13 protein-coding genes are annotated in these 15496 nt (G+C 66.6%); 7 read left to right on the top strand and 6 right to left on the bottom strand.

The annotated features are described in order from the left end of the window. Window positions 1–24 precede the first annotated feature (24 nt). Window positions 25–1956, bottom strand: coding sequence for a sulfate adenylyltransferase subunit CysN (cysN, locus tag AC3FKH_RS18990; RefSeq protein WP_488677379.1), 1932 nt, complete (start codon window positions 1954–1956; stop codon window positions 25–27). Next, complete coding sequence (gene cysD / locus AC3FKH_RS18985) at window positions 1956–2909, bottom strand: sulfate adenylyltransferase subunit CysD (protein ID WP_488677378.1); 954 nt, start codon at window positions 2907–2909, stop codon at window positions 1956–1958. The genes cysN and cysD overlap by 1 nt, the downstream gene beginning before the upstream one ends. A 157-nt stretch (window positions 2910–3066) precedes the next feature. On the opposite strand from cysD, the gene AC3FKH_RS18980 reads away from it, so the two are divergent. Genes AC3FKH_RS18980 through AC3FKH_RS18965 form a run of 4 tightly spaced genes read left to right on the top strand, consistent with a single transcriptional unit; the run spans window position 3067 to window position 7204 of the window. Beyond that, window positions 3067–4173 carry a DUF1214 domain-containing protein gene (locus AC3FKH_RS18980; protein ID WP_488677377.1) on the top strand — a complete coding sequence of 369 codons (1107 nt, stop codon included), beginning with the start codon at window positions 3067–3069 and terminating at the stop codon, window positions 4171–4173. After that, the gene (locus AC3FKH_RS18975) at window positions 4170–5363 is read left to right on the top strand and encodes a sulfotransferase family protein (RefSeq protein ID WP_488677376.1); all 1194 of its coding nucleotides are present in this window, start codon (window positions 4170–4172) and stop codon (window positions 5361–5363) included. Before AC3FKH_RS18980 ends, AC3FKH_RS18975 begins: the two co-directional genes overlap by 4 nt. 22 nt (window positions 5364–5385) lie before the next feature. Next, window positions 5386–6177, top strand: a complete 792-nt coding sequence (locus AC3FKH_RS18970; RefSeq protein WP_488677375.1) for an SDR family oxidoreductase — start codon at window positions 5386–5388, stop codon at window positions 6175–6177. A 34-nt stretch (window positions 6178–6211) separates the two neighbouring features. Continuing rightward, a complete protein-coding gene (locus tag AC3FKH_RS18965; protein WP_488677374.1) occupies window positions 6212–7204 on the top strand; it encodes an acetyltransferase in 993 nt (330 codons plus the stop codon). Here AC3FKH_RS18965 and AC3FKH_RS18960 read toward each other — a convergent pair. From AC3FKH_RS18960 to AC3FKH_RS18950, 3 genes are read right to left on the bottom strand one after another with little or no spacing between them, the layout of a single operon-like run. Beyond that, window positions 7179–8279 carry a 3,4-dihydroxy-2-butanone-4-phosphate synthase gene (locus tag AC3FKH_RS18960; protein ID WP_488677373.1) on the bottom strand — a complete coding sequence of 367 codons (1101 nt, stop codon included), beginning with the start codon at window positions 8277–8279 and terminating at the stop codon, window positions 7179–7181. The two genes, AC3FKH_RS18965 and AC3FKH_RS18960, sit on opposite strands and share 26 nt — an antisense overlap. Beyond that, on the bottom strand, window positions 8276–9229 hold the full coding sequence (locus AC3FKH_RS18955) for an alpha/beta hydrolase (protein WP_488677372.1): 954 nt from the start codon (window positions 9227–9229) through the stop codon (window positions 8276–8278). The genes AC3FKH_RS18960 and AC3FKH_RS18955 overlap by 4 nt, the downstream gene beginning before the upstream one ends. Window positions 9230–9261: 32 nt before the next feature. Next, the gene (locus tag AC3FKH_RS18950) at window positions 9262–10071 is read right to left on the bottom strand and encodes an SDR family NAD(P)-dependent oxidoreductase (protein WP_488677371.1); all 810 of its coding nucleotides are present in this window, start codon (window positions 10069–10071) and stop codon (window positions 9262–9264) included. A 391-nt stretch (window positions 10072–10462) separates the two neighbouring features. On the opposite strand from AC3FKH_RS18950, the gene AC3FKH_RS18945 reads away from it, so the two are divergent. Next, window positions 10463–11650 carry a helix-turn-helix transcriptional regulator gene (locus AC3FKH_RS18945; RefSeq protein ID WP_488677370.1) on the top strand — a complete coding sequence of 396 codons (1188 nt, stop codon included), beginning with the start codon at window positions 10463–10465 and terminating at the stop codon, window positions 11648–11650. Between the two features lie 737 nt (window positions 11651–12387). On the opposite strand, the gene AC3FKH_RS18940 is transcribed toward AC3FKH_RS18945, so the two are convergent. After that, window positions 12388–12732 (bottom strand): VOC family protein, encoded by a 345-nt coding sequence (locus AC3FKH_RS18940; RefSeq protein WP_488677513.1) that lies wholly within the window; start codon window positions 12730–12732, stop codon window positions 12388–12390. 209 nt (window positions 12733–12941) lie between these two features. On the opposite strand from AC3FKH_RS18940, the gene AC3FKH_RS18935 reads away from it, so the two are divergent. Together AC3FKH_RS18935 and AC3FKH_RS18930 are read left to right on the top strand one after the other, a co-directional pair. Further along, window positions 12942–14090 (top strand): LLM class flavin-dependent oxidoreductase, encoded by a 1149-nt coding sequence (locus tag AC3FKH_RS18935; RefSeq protein WP_488677369.1) that lies wholly within the window; start codon window positions 12942–12944, stop codon window positions 14088–14090. Window positions 14091–14285: 195 nt separating this feature from the next. Continuing rightward, window positions 14286–15479, top strand: a complete 1194-nt coding sequence (locus tag AC3FKH_RS18930; RefSeq protein WP_488677368.1) for an acyl-CoA dehydrogenase family protein — start codon at window positions 14286–14288, stop codon at window positions 15477–15479. Window positions 15480–15496: the final 17 nt, after the last annotated feature.

The following is a 15496-nucleotide window of genomic DNA, read 5'->3' as shown; positions in this document are numbered from 1 at the left end:
CCACCGCCTCATCGTCTGTTCAGCCTAGGGTCTCTCCCGCAGCCACGCCACGATCCGCTCCGCCGCCTGCTCCGCCGTGTCGGCCGTGGTGTCGATGCGCAGTTCGGGCCGCTCGGGCGGCTCGTACGGCGAATCGATGCCGGTGAAGTTCTTCAGCTCGCCGCGCCGCGCCTTGCGGTACAGGCCCTTGGGGTCGCGTTGCTCGGCCACCGAGAGCGGCGTGTCGATGAACACTTCGACAAACTCGCCGTCGCCAGCCAGCGTGCGCGCCATCTCGCGTTCGGAGCGGAAGGGCGAGATGAACGACACCAGCACGACCAGCCCGGCGTCGAGCATCAGCCTTGCCACTTCCGCCACGCGCCGGATGTTCTCGACGCGGTCCGCCTCGGAGAAGCCCAGGTCCTTGTTCAGCCCATGGCGCACGTTGTCGCCGTCGAGCAGGTAGGTGTGGTGCCCCAGCGCATGCAGGCGCTTTTCCACCAGGTTGGCAATGGTGGACTTGCCCGCACCGGAAAGCCCTGTGAACCAGACGATGCGCGGCGACTGATGCTTGAGCGCGGCATGCGCGCGGCGGTCCACGTCGATGGCTTGCCAATGCACGTTCTGGGCGCGGCGCAGCGCAAAATGCAGCATCCCGGCGCCGACCGTGTTGTTGCTGAGGCGGTCGATGAGGATGAACCCGCCCAGTTCGCGGTTGCGTGCGTAGGGGTCGAAAGCGACGGGCTGGTCCAGGTGCAGGTTGCACACGCCGATCTCGTTCAGTTCCAGCGTGCGTGCGGCCAGCTGTTCGAGCGTGTTGACGTTGACCTTGTACTTGGGCTGCGCCACCGTCACGCCCACGGTGCGCGTGCCGAGCTTGAGCAGGTAGGGGCGCCCGGGCAGCATGGCGTCCTCGTTCATCCACACCAGCGTGGCTTCGAACTGGTCGGCCACCGCGGGCGGGTCTTCGGCGCACGCCAGCACATCGCCGCGGCTGACGTCGATCTCGTCCGCCAGCGTCAGCGTCACCGCCTGGCCGCGCATGGCTTGCTCGCAGGCGCCGTTGGCGCCGATAATGCCCGTCACGCGGCTTTCGCGGCCGGAAGGCAGCGCGCGCACACGGTCGCCACGGCGGATCTCGCCGGCGCTGACCGTGCCGGCGAAGCCGCGGAAGTCCAGGTTCGGGCGGTTGACCCACTGCACCGGTAGCCGGAACGATTCATCCTGCGCGGGCACGCGGTCGATCTGCACGTTCTCCAGATGGTCCATCAGCGTCGGACCCTGGTACCACGGCGTATTCGGGCTCGCTTCGGTAATGTTGTCGCCGCACAGTGCCGACATCGGGATGCAGACGATATCGGTCAGGCCGATCTGCTTCGCGAACTCGCGGTATTCCTTCTCGAAACGCGTATGGACCTCACGCGAATAGTCCACCATGTCGAGCTTGTTGACCGCCAGCACCACGCGTTTGATGCCGAGCGTTGCCACCAGATAGCTGTGGCGGCGCGTCTGCGTCTGCACGCCACGGCGCGCATCCACCAGCAGGATCGCCAGGTCGGCGGTGGACGCGCCGGTGACCATATTGCGTGTGTATTGTTCATGCCCGGGCGTATCGGCCACGATGAACTTGCGCTTGTCCGTGGCAAAGAAGCGGTAAGCCACATCGATGGTGATGCCCTGTTCGCGCTCGGCGGCCAGGCCATCCACCAGCAGCGCGAAGTCCAGGTTCTCGCCCTGCGTGCCCATCTTCTTCGAATCCGCTTCGAGCTGGGCCAGCTGGTCCTCGAACAGCATCTTTGATTCATACAGCAGCCTGCCGATCAGCGTGCTCTTGCCGTCGTCGACGCTGCCGCAGGTGATGAAGCGCAGCAGGCTCTTGCTCTGCTGGGCCCGCAGATAGTGGGCGATATCGCCTTGCGCCCCTTCTGGCGCCGCGTTTGATGCCGATCCCGCCTTGGTGTCGATCAGGGTTTCCATCAGAAGTATCCCTCCTGCTTTTTCTTCTCCATTGAACCGGCCGAGTCGCTGTCGATCAGCCGTCCCTGACGCTCCGATGTCGTCGCAATCAGCATTTCCTGGATGATGCCGCCGAGCGTATCGGCCTCGCTCTCGATCGCGCCGGTGAGCGGATAGCAGCCCAGCGTGCGGAAGCGGACCTTGCGCATCTGCGGCGTTTCCCCGGGGCGCAGCGGCAGGCGCTTGTCATCGACCATGATCAGCGTGCCGTCGCGTTCGACCACCGGCCGCGCCTCGGCGAAATACAAGGGCACGATCGGAATTTCGTTGAGGTAGATGTATTGCCAGATGTCCAGCTCGGTCCAGTTCGACAGCGGGAACACGCGCAGGCTTTCGCCCTTGCGCTTGCGGGTGTTGTACTGGCGCCAGAGTTCGGGGCGCTGCATCTTCGGGTCCCAGCGGTGCTGCGCGGTGCGCACCGAGAACACCCGCTCCTTGGCGCGCGATTTCTCCTCGTCCCGGCGCGCACCGCCGAAGGCGGCATCAAAACCATAGTGGTCAAGCGCCTGCTTCAGGCCTTGCGTTTTCCACACGTCGGTATGCACGGCAGATCCGTGCTCGTGCGGGCTGATATTGCGCTCCAGCCCTTCGGGGTTGATATGCACGCGCAGGTCCAGGCCGAGCCGCTCCACGGTCTGGTCGCGGAACGCGATCATCTCGCGGAATTTCCATGTGGTATCGACGTGCAGCAGCGGAAACGGCGGGCGCGCCGGGTGGAAGGCCTTCATCGCAAGATGCAGCATCACGGCGCTGTCCTTGCCAATGGAATAGAGCATGACGGGGTTCTCGCACTCCGCCACCACCTCCCGCATGATGTGGATGCTCTCCGCCTCCAGTTGCTCCAGGTGGGTCAACATCGGGTTCTCCTCTTGGTTGCGCCGGCCCTGTGCGGGGATCTCGCCGTGGCTCGGCATGGACCAAAGGTATCGAGCCGGGGCCCTGCGCCACTTCGTCCGGGCGGACTAGAAAATGGCGAGGTGCGGCGTGCATTTGCTAGTCCGCCCGGACGAGGAGGCGAGCGGCCTGCACTGGGTATCGTTGCTACGCAGACGAACCACGGGAGCAACGCAGATGGCGACCTCCGCCGAAGACCAATTGCTGTGCGGCCAGACCTGGGCCGAATTTTGCGAAGTGCTCAAGCGCAGCGGGCAGCAGATCCTGCGCCCGGAGGCACCGGCGGACGCGCTCACGCGCGCCGAGGGCTTTCGTTACCTGAGCCGCTTGCTGCGCATTGCGCTGGAGATGCATGTGGAGTTCGCCGATCCGGCGTTTCCCGGCTTCTTCTCGCCATCGCATGAAACCGCCAAGATCGGCGCGGACAATCCGGACAACCTGTACCGCTATGCGCGCCTGGACGGCAGCGCCGCCTACCGCATCCGCGGCCGGCGCGGCACGGTGGCGTACCTGAGCTTCGGCACGCAGAAGGGCGGCTACGAAACCGACGGCAAGATGATCCAGACCGGTTTCATCGACAGCAACAAGCTGGCAGTGGCGGCGGACGGCAGCTTCGAAATTGTCCTCAGTGCGCAGCCGCATGATGGCAACTGGTTGCGCATGGAGCCGGCTACCAATGCGCTCGTGGTGCGCCAGACCTTCCTCGACCGCAAGGCCGAGACGCCGGCCGGGCTGCAGATCGAGCGCATCGACGGCAACGGCAAGTCGCCCGCGCTCAGTGCGGAGCGCCTGCACGGCGGCCTGCTGCGCGCGGCCGCCTTTGTCGAGGGCACGGCACGCGTCTTCGCCGACTGGGCGCAGGGCTACGGCGGCCATGTCAACGCCTTGCCGCCCGCGGACCAGGCGGTGTGCCAGGCGGCCGGCGGCGATCCAAACATCTACTACTACCACTCGTGCTGGCAACTGGCCGACGACGAGGCGCTGGTGGTCGAGGTGGACAGCGTGCCGCCGTGCGAGTTCTGGAATTTCCAGATCAACAACTACTGGATGGAATCGCTCGACTACCGCTACCACGACATCTGCCTCAACAAGCACAGTGCGCGGCTCGATGCCAATGGCGGCGTCACCGTCATCCTCAGCGCGCGCGATCCGGGCCTGCCGAACTGGCTGGAGACAGCGGGCCATGGCAACGGCACCATGTGCTGGCGCTGGGTCGGCGCGGCGCAGCCGGTGCATCCGCGCACGCGCGTGGTCAAGCTTGAATCGCTCAGGGAGAAAGCATGAATACGATCGATTGTGACGACACCGCCGTGCTCGACGTGGAGCGCCTGCTGGCACAGGCCAGCGCGCAGGCTGGAGGGCTGACTGACTTCGGCCCCGGGAACTACCGCGAAGCCCTGGAAGTACTAGGGGATTCGCTGGCCCGCGAAGCCGGTCTATCGACGCAAGGCGCGCAGATACTGCAGGGCAAGCTGCAGGCGCAACTGGTGAACCGGCTGGTGATCCAGGACCACTGCCGGCGCCATCCGGAGATCCTGCAGGAGCGTGTGGATGACCCGCTCGTGATCGTCGGCCTGCCGCGCACCGGCACCACGCTGCTGCAACGCATGCTGGCCACGGATTCCCGCTTCTGCTCCGCCGCCTGGTGGGAAACCCGCTACCCGGCGCCGCTGCCCGGCGAGGACGCGTGCGACCCGGGCCGACGCATCGCGCTGGCACGAGACGAGGTCGCGCAGATGATCCGCTTCATCCCGGACATCCTCGCCATCCATCCCCTTGACGCGATGGCGGCCGACGAGGAATTCATGCTGATGGAGCATTCCTTCCTGTGCGCGATGGATTCCTACGCCAACGTGCCCGCCTACACCGCCTGGCTGGCGCGCCAGGACCGCACCGAAGTCTATGCCTACCTGAAGACCATGCTGCAGTTCCTGCAATGGCAGAAACGGCAGCGCGGCGAGGCCCCGGCGCAGCGGTGGGTGCTGAAGACGCCCCAGCACCTCCATACACTGGAGATCCTGTTCAAGGTGTTCCCGGGCGCGCAGGTCGTGTTGACCCACCGCGATCCCGCGCAGACGATTCCGTCGATGGCCAGCATGGCGCATACGCTGTGGAAGCTGTACGCCGACGCACCCGATGCCATCGCGGTGGGGCAGCAGTGGAGCGAGCAGATGCGGCGCGGCACCGAACATGCCATGGCCGTGCGCGACAGCCTGCCGGCCGACCGCTTCCTCGACGTGCGTTTCGAGGACACGGTAAGCGATCCGTTCGGCGTGGCGCGGGCGGTCTACCGCTTTGCCGGCATGCCGCTGACCGAGGCGGCGCGCGCCGGGATGTGGGCATGGATGGAAAGCAACCCGCGCAACCAGCGCGCGGCGCACGCCTATACACCGGAGCAGTTCGGCCTGAGCCAGGCACAGCTGGAACGCGACTTCGCGGGCTACCGCGCGCGGCACATCCTGACCCACCACTGAAAAAAACAGAGGAGACAACATCATGCTGCTGAAAGACAAGGTCGTCATCGTATCCGGCATCGGCCCCGGCCTGGGTATCAAGCTAGCGGTCGAAGCCGCGCGAGAAGGTGCACGCGCCGTGGCCATCGCCGCGCGCACTGCCGCGAAGCTGGATGAAGCACAGGCCCGCATCGATGCACTGGGCGCCGACTGCGAAGTGCTCAAGGTCGTGACAGACATCACCGACCGTGCCCAGTCGCGCCATCTTGCCGCCGAGACCATGCGCCGCTTCGGCCGCATCGACGCGCTCGTCAACAGCGCCTTCCAGCACGGCAATTTCCCCGAGCCGGTGGAAGCGGCGGACCTGGACGTCTGGCGCCAGGTGTTCGATACCAACGTGTTTGGCACCATGACGCTGACGCAGGAGGTGGCGGCGCTGATGAAACCGCAGGGCGGCGGCGCCATCGTGATGATCAACACCCAGGCCACGCGCAAGCCGATGCCTGGTGAATCGGGCTACGCGGCGTCCAAGGGCGCGCTGGCGGTGGCGGTCAAGTACCTGGCGCGCGAACTCGGCCCGCACGGCATTCGCGCCAACAGCGTCTTCATGGGCTGGATGTGGGGTGCGCCGGTGCAGGGCTACGTGCGCCATGCCGCGGCCGAGCAGGGCGTCAGCGAGGACGCTATCATCGCACCGGTGGCTTCGCAGATCGCACTGGGCCGCATGCCGACCGACGACGACTGCGCGCGCGCGGCGCTGTTCCTGGTGTCGGACTACGCCCGGGCGATCACCGGAGCCTCGCTGGATGCCAACGGCGGCGATTTCATGCCCTGACCCACAAGCCCTGACAAGCCCCCGAGCCATTGCCATGACCCGCTACTTTGCCTTCAACGGCGACGCCGACGGCCTGTGCGCGCTGCAGCAGCTGCGCCTGGCCAACCCGGGCGACGCGACGCTCGTCACCGGCGTCAAGCGCGATATCCGGCTGCTCGAACGCATCGACGCCGCGCCCGGCGACGCCGTGACCGCGCTGGATATCTCGCTCGACCAGAACCGCGACGGCCTGCTGCGGCTGCTCGCGGCCGGTGCCGGCGTGGCGTACTTCGACCACCACCATGCCGGCGACCTGCCGGCGCATGCCGGCCTGCGCACGCATATCGACGAGGGGCCGGAGGTCTGCACCTCCATTCTCGTGGACCGCTTCCTGGGCGGGCGCCACCGCCGCTGGGCGATCACTGCTGCGTTCGGCGACAACCTGGCTGCCGTGGCCCGCGGGCTCGCTGAACAGGCGGGGCTGGATGCGCGCGAGACCGCCGTGCTGGAACGCCTGGGCACCTGCCTGAACTACAACGCGTATGGCGAGTGCCTGGCGGACCTGCATTTCGATCCCGCCGAACTGGCGCGCCATATGCTGCCGTTCGACGACCCGCTGGCATTCGCCGCGCAATGTGGCGCCTATGCGGCGTTGTGCGACGGGTACGAAGAAGACATGGCGCACGCGCGGCGCCTGTCTCCAGCGCATGAGGTACCCGGTGCCGCGCTGCTGGTTTTGCCTGACGCGCCATGGGCGCGGCGCGCGATCGGCGTGCTGGCCAACGAGCTGGTGCGCGGGCGACCCGGCGATGCGATCGGCCTGCTGTCGCCGAAGTCCGGCGGCGGCTTTGCCGTCAGCGTGCGGGTGCCGGCGCACAGTGCCACCGGCGCGGCCGATTTCTGCCGCGGTTTCGAGACCGGCGGCGGCCGGCGCCTGGCCGGTGGCATCAACCACCTGGCCGACGCAGAGGTGGACCGCTTCACCCGCAGCTTTGCCGATTGCTTTGGCGGTCCTGGCGGGATCAGCCCGGCGGGACAAACTCCGTAACCGCCAGCTCGAATCCGGTGACGGCGCGGTACGGCACCGGATGGCTGAGCAGGCGCAGCTTGTGCGCGCCCACATCGCGCAGGATCTGTGCCCCGACGCCCAGTGCCCGCTGCGCGAACGCCGGTGCGGGCGCGGCCGATTGCGGTGCCGCCAGCCGTTCCAGCCGCTGCTGCGGCGACTCGCGCTCATCGAGCAGCACCAGCACGCCGCAGCCCTCTGCGCCGATGCGCGCGAGCGAACGTTCCAGGTTCCAGGCCGGCTGGACCGGCGTGGCGAAGCCCAACACGTCGCGCTGCATTTCAACGGTCTGCACGCGGGTGAGCACGGGTTCGTTCGGGTTTGGCTCGCCCAGCACCAGCGCAAGATGGAGCGCGTCGACCGGCGCGTCGTGGTAGGCATGCACGGTGAAGCGGCCATAGGGTGTGTCGAGTTCGCGCGAGTGCGTGCGGCGCAGCGCGCCTTCGGTCAGCAGACGGTGGTGGATCAGCCCGCTGATCGAAACCGCCGGCAGGCCATGGCGCCCCGCAAAGGCCAGCAGGCCGGGGCCGCGCAGCAGATTGCCGTCGTCATCGAGCAGCATGGCATAGGCCCCGGCCGCGACGCGCCCGGCCAGCCTTGGCAGGTCGGAGCAGGCTTCGGCGAAGCCCGCGCGGCGCAGCACACCGTCTGGCTGCGCCACGATCGGGAAGATGTGCCCCGGCTGGACCAGGTCGTGTGGCTGGGCATGCGCGGCGGCTGCCACGCGTAGCGTCAGGGCCCGGTCCGCAGCGGAAATGCCGGTGCTGACGCCCGTAGCCGCCTCGATCGATACCGTGTAGCGTTCGCGCTGGCGCTGGTTGGCCGCCATCGGCGGCAGCTGCAGCCGCTGCCGGCGCGCTTCGGTGATCGCCATGCACACCAGGCCACGCGCCTCGGCGGCCATGAAGTTGACGTCGGCTTCGGTGGCGCGCTCGGCGGCGACCAGTACGCAGCCGGTGGCCTCGTCGGTCTCGTCTTCAATGACCACCACGCGCTGGCCTGCGGCGAGGGCCGCGAGCACATCGGCCATCTGTGGCAGATCGCTGGACGTGCTCATGCTGCCTCCTGCGCGCTGGCGCCGAATGCCTGTCGCAGTGCCGCCGCCGCGGCATCCAGCGCATCGCTGGCGGCGTCCAGCACGCCTTGCATGCTCATGAAGCCATGGAACTGGCCGGGCCAGCGCTGTATGGTGGCGTTGCCGCCGGCGCGCTGCAAGGCCTCGCCGTAGGCCTCGCCCTGATCCCGCAGCGGGTCGAATTCCGCCGTGATGATGGTGGCGGGCGGCAACCCGTGCAGGTCGCGCTGGTGCAGCGGGCTGGCGCGCACGTCGGCGGCGTCCGCGCGATGGGGCAGGTACTGGGTGCGGTACCAGTCCAGTTCGGCCGCGCCGAGGAAATAGCCCTCGCCGCAGGTGCGATAGCTTTCGCTGTGGGTGGCGGCGTCGGTGCAGTCCAGGTACGGATAGAGCAGTAGCTGGTGGCGCGGCGCGATGGCGCTGCCACGCAGCTGCTGGCATGCCACGGCGGCAAGGTTGCCGCCGGCGCTGTCACCGGCCACGGCAATCCGCTCGGGGTCGGCGCCCAGTTGCGCCGCATGCGCGCAGGCCCAGCGCACGGCGGCCACAGCATCTTCGGCGGCGGCCGGAAAGCGGGCCTCGGGTGCCAGCCGGTAGTCCACCGACAGCACCAGCGCACCGCTGCGGCGCGCCAGGCTGCGGCAGATGTTGTCGTGCGAATCGAGGCCGCACAGCACAAAGCCGCCGCCGTGGAAATAGACCACCAGCGGCAGTGCCGCGCTGTCGTCGGGTCGGTACAGGCGCGCTGCCAGCGGCCCGTCTGCGCCTTCGATGGTGAGGTCTTGCTGCGCGGCGATGGCGTCGCCAGGGGCGAAGCCCGGCATGGCCGCCAGCGCGGCGCGGTAGTCGGCGGCGCGCAGCGTCGTGAAATCGGGGCGCGGCATGGCGGCCATGGCGTCAAGCATGGCGCGGGCCTGTGGGTCGAGCGGCATGGTGTCTCCTTGAATGCTGTGTGGAAATTTGTTCAGAGCACGAACGCCGGCGGCGTGCCCGCGACGATGGCTTGCGCGCGCGCCTGCGCCGCATGAGCGGCTTCCTCGTGCGGCAGGATCCAGAACTTGCCGGCCGACACGCCATCGACGATCACGCGCGCGACTTCCTCCGGCGTCATGCCGGCGGCGATGCCGCTGCGCAGCGCACCGTTCATCTGGTTCACTTCCTGCGGCCCGGCGCCGTTCAGCTCCCCGGCGATACCGGTGGCCACCGGGCCGGGGCAGACCACCGACACCTTGATCGGCAGTCCCGCCGCCTGCAGTTCCAGCGCCAGCCCTTCGCTCAGTGCCACCACGCTTTGCTTGGAAAGCGTATACGGCGCGAGCCACGGACCCACGGCCAGCCCGGCCATCGAGGCGACGTTGACGATATGTCCCGCGCCTTGCGCCGCCATGCGCGGCACGAAGCAGCGCAGCGCGTGGAGCACGCTCCACAGGTTGACGCGCAGCACGCGCTCGAACACCTCCGGCGCCAGTTCCCAGCAACGGCCGGTGGCCAGCACGCCGGCGTTGTTGATGAGCAGGTCGATGCGGCCCAGGCGCAGGAAGCTCTCCGCGCACAGGTGCTCGATCTGCCGCGCGTCGGACACATCGGTGCGAATGGCGATCACGGTCGCGCCCTGGTCGGCAAGCGCCGCGCGCGTCGCTTCGAGCGCCTCGGCGTCGATATCCGCCAGCGCCAGCGCATACCCCTGTGCAGCCAGCGCTCGTGCCAGCGCGCGGCCGATGCCGCCGCCCGCTCCCGTGATCACTGCGGCCTGCAGCCGCGGGTTTGCCGCCATGGTGCTCGTTCTCCGTCAAAAGACGGCGGCGCGGATCGCCGCCCATGGCTTGTCTTTTAGCGTTGGCGCGCCGGTGCGGCATCGTCTGTTTGGGTAGGGGTGCGCCCCGGCTAGGGGTTTGCCCTTGGGTGAGTAAGCCTGGGTCTGTCCTTAGTCTGTTTGGAGTATGTGTTTGGGTCGCCGTGGCGTGAGGATTTGCCCTGTCCCGCAGGACTAGTCCGGCCCGCATGCGGAGCCGGTCTCGACTAGGGCAAACCATGAAGGCAAGGGGCAAGCCGCGACTCTTTGCCGTCCCTATAATCGGGGCACAAAAAAGGGCCAGAGAGCTCGCAGCAGGCCAGCTGCCCGGCATGCCCGGCGCGCTGCGCACGCCACAATGGAGACAGAGGAAATGCTGATGGAGGTTAGCCAGAACCAGGCCGCCGCGCACCTGTTCGCGCAGACGACGGTGTCGCTGTCGGAGTTCAGCGCGTTGCTCGGCGACATCTACCAGGGCCCGATGGAGCAGGTGCCCTGGGGCAAGGCGCTGGAGCACATCCGCCGCCAGCTCAACGCCAACTACGCCACGCTGATCCTGCGATCGCCGGCCACGGACCGGCCCGGGCTGATGGTCAATGCGTCGGAGCACGGGGGCTCGACGCTCGCGGGCGAGACGTCCTACAACAACTATTACTACGCCCTCGATCCGTTCATCGGCCTGCCGTCCGACCGCGTGGTGACGATCGACGAGCACCTCGGGCCGGGCGTGTGGTGCCAGAGCGAGATCTACCAGCAGTTCCTCAAGGACGTTGGCATCCGCTATATCCTTGGCGCGGACCTGCGCACCGATGACGGCGTGGAATGCCGCTTCCGGCTGTGCCGCAGCATTGAGGGGCCGAACTTCTCCGCTGCGGACAAGGCGCTTTGCACCGCGCTGCTGCCGCACCTGAAGCGCGCGGTGGACCTGCACTCGCGCATCGACGTGGTGGAATCGGAGCGCACCATCTATGCGAGCGCCATCGACCGCATGCTGGTCGGGATGGTGATCCTCGATGAGTCCGGTTCCATCATCAAGACCAACGCGGCGGCCGATGAGATCCTTGGTGCCAAGGATGGCATCCGGATCTCCAAGGGCGGGCTCGATGTGGAGTATGGGCAGGAGAATCGCAAGTTCCAGCGGCTGCTGCGCCAGGCGATGCTGGGCCATGTGGGCACTACGCCGGCGCTGATGGAAGCGATGTCGATCACGCGGCCTTCTGGTAGCGCGCGGCTTGGTGTGCTGATCCGCACGATTCCGCTGAGCGAGTGGTCGGAGGACAACCGCAAGCGCCCGGCGTGCGTGGTGTTTATCCGTGATCCGGAGCGGCGCTCGCAGGCGTCGCATGATGTGGTGCGGCAGTTGTTCGATTTCACGCCGGCGGAGACGCAGCTGGCACTGCAGCTTGCCAATGGGCTTACGCTTGATGAAGCCGCGGATGAACTTGGTATCAGCAAGAACACCGCGCGGGCGCATCTGCGGGCGATTTTTTCCAAGACTGGGGTGACGCGGCAGGCTACGCTTGTGAGGATGTTGTTGAGTAGTGTGATTTCGTTGGGGTAGAGAGATGGGTTGGGGGATGGGGCGTTGTGCTTGGCAGGCGCCGCTGTTTCGCCGGCGGAGCCGGCGAGTCACTTTTTGTCCGAGCGACAAAAAGTAACCAAAAAACGCGTTTACTTGTCCTAACGGACGAATATTGATCGTAGTGTGCCGAGGGTGTTGTACGGGTATTAACTTCAGAGACTGCCCGGCTGCCTGCCGCATGGTGCGCGTCCGTATGCAGGCTCTCGGGCAATGATTGAACGAGCCCCGAACCTGTCCGTGGCCCGACACTGCGAACGCTGTCGCATCATCGCCTACGGCTGCTACGCGGCTCACTAGTCTGTTAGCTGGCGCATCACCATCGCTGCCGCACACGGACACGGACCATTGTCTTGGTCTCAGCTCCGGCCTGCGCGCTCAGACTACTGAGCCGCGCGTAGCGCAGCCGAAGGCGATGATGCGATATGGCTGGAGAGCCCGGGCCACGGACAGGTTCGGGGCTTGTTCAATCATTGTTGGAGAGCCTGCATACGGATGCGCACCATGCGGCAGGCAGCCGGGCAGACTCTGAAGCGAATACCCGTACGAAATTCTTCGCACACTACGATCAATATTCGTCCGTTAGGACAAGTAAACGCGTTTCTTTGCCTACTTTCTTGTCGCTCGGACAAGAAAGTAGGTCGCCGGCTCCGCCGGCGAAACAGCCGCGCCTGCCAAGATCGACAACCCAATCACTACCAAGAACATGAACCTCTGATTCAAATCTTTCCACTGATCACAATCGCAAAGCCCTGCGGGGTTTGCAGCACCGCGCGCGTTTCATGCGGCCCCTGCGCTGCAGGCAGCGTCACACTGGCCCCCGCCTGCACCAGTCGCGCAATCGCCGCGTCGATCTCCTCTCCCTCCTCCACCTTGAACGCCAGTGCCGGCTGATCCACGAGATTCTCTTCGCCGGCCACAAGCGCCAGCGTCAATGCGCCCGCATCAAGCGCGCAATAGCGGTCACCGTCGCGGAATTTCACGGGCAGGCCGAGTCCTTCCGTGAAGAACGGCAGCGCGGTGTCAATGTCCGCAACGGGGTAGAGCAATAGTCTGGATTGCATGGTGTCCTGTTCCCATCGATGAACGGGCAAGTTGCCCGTGACGAATGATAGGGACGCGCCATGTCCTGCTCATAATCCAATCAGACGATGTTGCAACGCCTTCCCCCGCCCACACTGCAAGCACACAGGCCGCTTCCGGCCCGAGGCGCGGCACACGGCGGCGTCCCGGCGGCGGTCCTGGACCATCAATACCAGGGAAGGGGACTGCAATGCGTTTTTCGCTGATCTATGAAGCACAGACCGTCGATGCCTCGCGCGCCGGCGACCACAAGGTGTTCGATGAAATCATGGAACAGGTGGTGCTGGCCGAAGACATGGGCTTCGACGTGGTCTGGGCGGTCGAGCATACCGCGCTGACCAACTACGCGCATATGAGCGCGCCGGAAACGTTCCTGGCATTCGTCGCCGGACGCACGAAACGCATCGGCATCGGCCATGGCGTGGTCTGCCTGCCACCAGCGATGAATCATCCGGTCAAGGTGGCCGAGCGCGTTGCAACGCTCGACATCCTCTCCGGCGGCCGCGTCCACTTCGGCGTGGGCAAGGGCGGCACCCAGCAAGAGGCCGGCACCTTCGGCTACGACCTGAACAGCCTGCACCCGATGATCGACGAGTCCATGTACCTGATCCCGAAGATCATGACGCAGGACGAAATCGAGCACGACGGCGAGTTCATCAAGATCCCGCGCCGCCCGATCCATCCCAAGCCGCGCCAGGACCCGCACCCGCTGATGTACCTGGCCTGCACCAATGCCGACACGCTGCAGCGCGCCGGCGCGCGCGGCATGGGCGCGCTGGTGCTCGGCTTCGGGGGGCCGGAAGATGTCGCGAAGAAGAATGACATCTATCGCACCGCGTGGGAGAGCCGCAAGCCGGAGGACCAGGTCGGCTTCCGCCCGCACCAGCACCTCGCGGCGCTGTGCCCGACCATCGTGCTCGAGGACGGCCTGGCCGCGCGCAAGATCGGCATCAAGGGGCAGCGCTATTTCATGGAGTCGCTGTCGTACTGGTACGCCGGCGGCGAGCGCCCCGATCCGTCCACCTGGGACGACGAGCATGTCACCGCGACTGACGCACAGGGCAAGGCCGTCATCAGCACCAAGTTTGCATCCGAAAAGGTCTCGGTCGACTTCAGCGATCCGTCGATGATGATGCTGAACCCCAACCACGCCTACGGCACCGTGGACGATTGCATCGGCTACGTGCAGCGCCTGATCGATGCCGGCGCGGACGAGATCCTGTTCATCTGCCAGATGGGCACGGTGCCGCAATGGGCGCAGATGGAAACCATCCGCAATATCGGCGAACACGTGATCCCGCACTTCCGCAAGCAAGGACACAAGCTGCGCGTGGCCTGATCGCGGCCTTGGCTTCCCGCTGGTTTGCTCTCCTCTCCCGCTTGCGGGAGAGGAGCCGGGAGTGAGGGCCGGCGCATCCACGAAGTCCCCGCACGCAGATCAAAAAAGCAGCTAGTCCCATCAGACGATGGCACCCCGCCCACCCGGTGCAAACATCAACGCCAGCCACAAGACAAAACCACAAGGAGACCCGCGGTGCCACACCACAACGATCCCAAGCAACTCGCCGCCAGCCTGATCGCGCGCGCCGAACAGATGATCCCCGTGCTGGCCGGCCGCGCCGCGCAAGCCGAAGCCGAAGCGCGCATCCCCGCCGAGACCATCGCGGACATGCAGGCCGCGGGCTTCTTCAAGGTGCTGCAACCGCGCCGCTACGGCGGCTACGAGCTCGATCCGCAGACCTTCTTCCGCATCCAGATGGCCCTGGCCAAGGGTTGCATGTCCACTGCCTGGGTCTACGGCGTTGTCGGCGTGCACAACTGGCAGCTCGCGCTGTTCGACGAACGCGCGCAAAAGGAAGTGTGGGGCAACGACCCGGCGACGCTGATTGCCTCGACCTATATGCCGGTCGGCAAGGTCACGCCGGTCGACGGCGGCTACCGCTTCTCCGGCCACTGGAAGTTCTCCAGCGGCAGCGAACTGTGCGACTGGATCTTCCTCGGCGGCCTGGTGCCGCCGGCCGAGCCCGGCGGCACCTATGACTACCGCACCTTCCTGCTGCCGCGCTCCGACTACAAGATCGTGCGCAACTGGGACGTGCTGGGCCTGCGCGCCACCGGCAGCCACGACATCGTGGTCGATGACGTGTTCGTGCCGGACTACCGCACCCACCGCGCCGTCGATGGCGCCATGGGCACCAGCCCCGGCCTGGCGATCAACGACGTACTGCTTTACCGCCTGCCGTTCGCGCAGATCTTCGTGCGCGCCGTGTGCACTGCATGCATCGGCGCGCTGGAAGGCACGCTCGATGACTTCATCGGCTACGCCGATGGCCGCGTCAGCAGCAACGGCGGCAGCAAGACGGCCGAGGACGGCGGCGCGCAACTGGCCTGCGCCAACGCACAGGTGGCCGTCGACGAGATGCGGACCATCCTGGAACGCAACTTCGACGAACTGCTCGCCGTGGCCCGCGAAGGCGGCCAGGTGCAGACGCCGCGCCGCCTGCATTTCCGCTATCAGTCATCGCAAGTGGCCGAGCGCTGCGCGCAGCTCGCCAATGGCCTGCTGCGCTACGCCGGCGGCAACGGCATCTATCGCTCGAACCCGATGGTGCGCCGCTTCCTCGACCTGCACGCCGCGCGTGCCCACTACGCCAACAACCTGGACCGCTTCGGCCAGAACCTGGGCGGCGTGATGATGGGCCGCGCCAACACCGACTTCTTCATCTGAAGCCGGTCAACGGACCA

It is taken from the genome of Cupriavidus sp. 21MJTG02-4, assembly GCF_057798975.1.
This window is presented reverse-complemented; position numbering and strand designations above follow the sequence as displayed.

Bases quoted from the DNA above. Each gene is read 5' to 3' on its own strand.
- cysN (WP_488677379.1), bottom strand. From the start codon at position 1,956: ATGGAAACCCTGATCGACACCAAGGCGGGATCGGCATCAAACGCGGCG.
- cysD (WP_488677378.1), bottom strand. From the start codon at position 2,909: ATGCCGAGCCACGGCGAGATCCCCGCACAGGGCCGGCGCAACCAAGAG.
- AC3FKH_RS18980 (WP_488677377.1), top strand. From the start codon at position 3,067: ATGGCGACCTCCGCCGAAGACCAATTGCTGTGCGGCCAGACCTGGGCC.
- AC3FKH_RS18975 (WP_488677376.1), top strand. From the start codon at position 4,170: ATGAATACGATCGATTGTGACGACACCGCCGTGCTCGACGTGGAGCGC.
- AC3FKH_RS18970 (WP_488677375.1), top strand. From the start codon at position 5,386: ATGCTGCTGAAAGACAAGGTCGTCATCGTATCCGGCATCGGCCCCGGC.
- AC3FKH_RS18965 (WP_488677374.1), top strand. From the start codon at position 6,212: ATGACCCGCTACTTTGCCTTCAACGGCGACGCCGACGGCCTGTGCGCG.
- AC3FKH_RS18960 (WP_488677373.1), bottom strand. From the start codon at position 8,279: ATGAGCACGTCCAGCGATCTGCCACAGATGGCCGATGTGCTCGCGGCC.
- AC3FKH_RS18955 (WP_488677372.1), bottom strand. From the start codon at position 9,229: ATGCCGCTCGACCCACAGGCCCGCGCCATGCTTGACGCCATGGCCGCC.
- AC3FKH_RS18950 (WP_488677371.1), bottom strand. From the start codon at position 10,071: ATGGCGGCAAACCCGCGGCTGCAGGCCGCAGTGATCACGGGAGCGGGC.
- AC3FKH_RS18945 (WP_488677370.1), top strand. From the start codon at position 10,463: ATGCTGATGGAGGTTAGCCAGAACCAGGCCGCCGCGCACCTGTTCGCG.
- AC3FKH_RS18940 (WP_488677513.1), bottom strand. From the start codon at position 12,732: ATGCAATCCAGACTATTGCTCTACCCCGTTGCGGACATTGACACCGCG.
- AC3FKH_RS18935 (WP_488677369.1), top strand. From the start codon at position 12,942: ATGCGTTTTTCGCTGATCTATGAAGCACAGACCGTCGATGCCTCGCGC.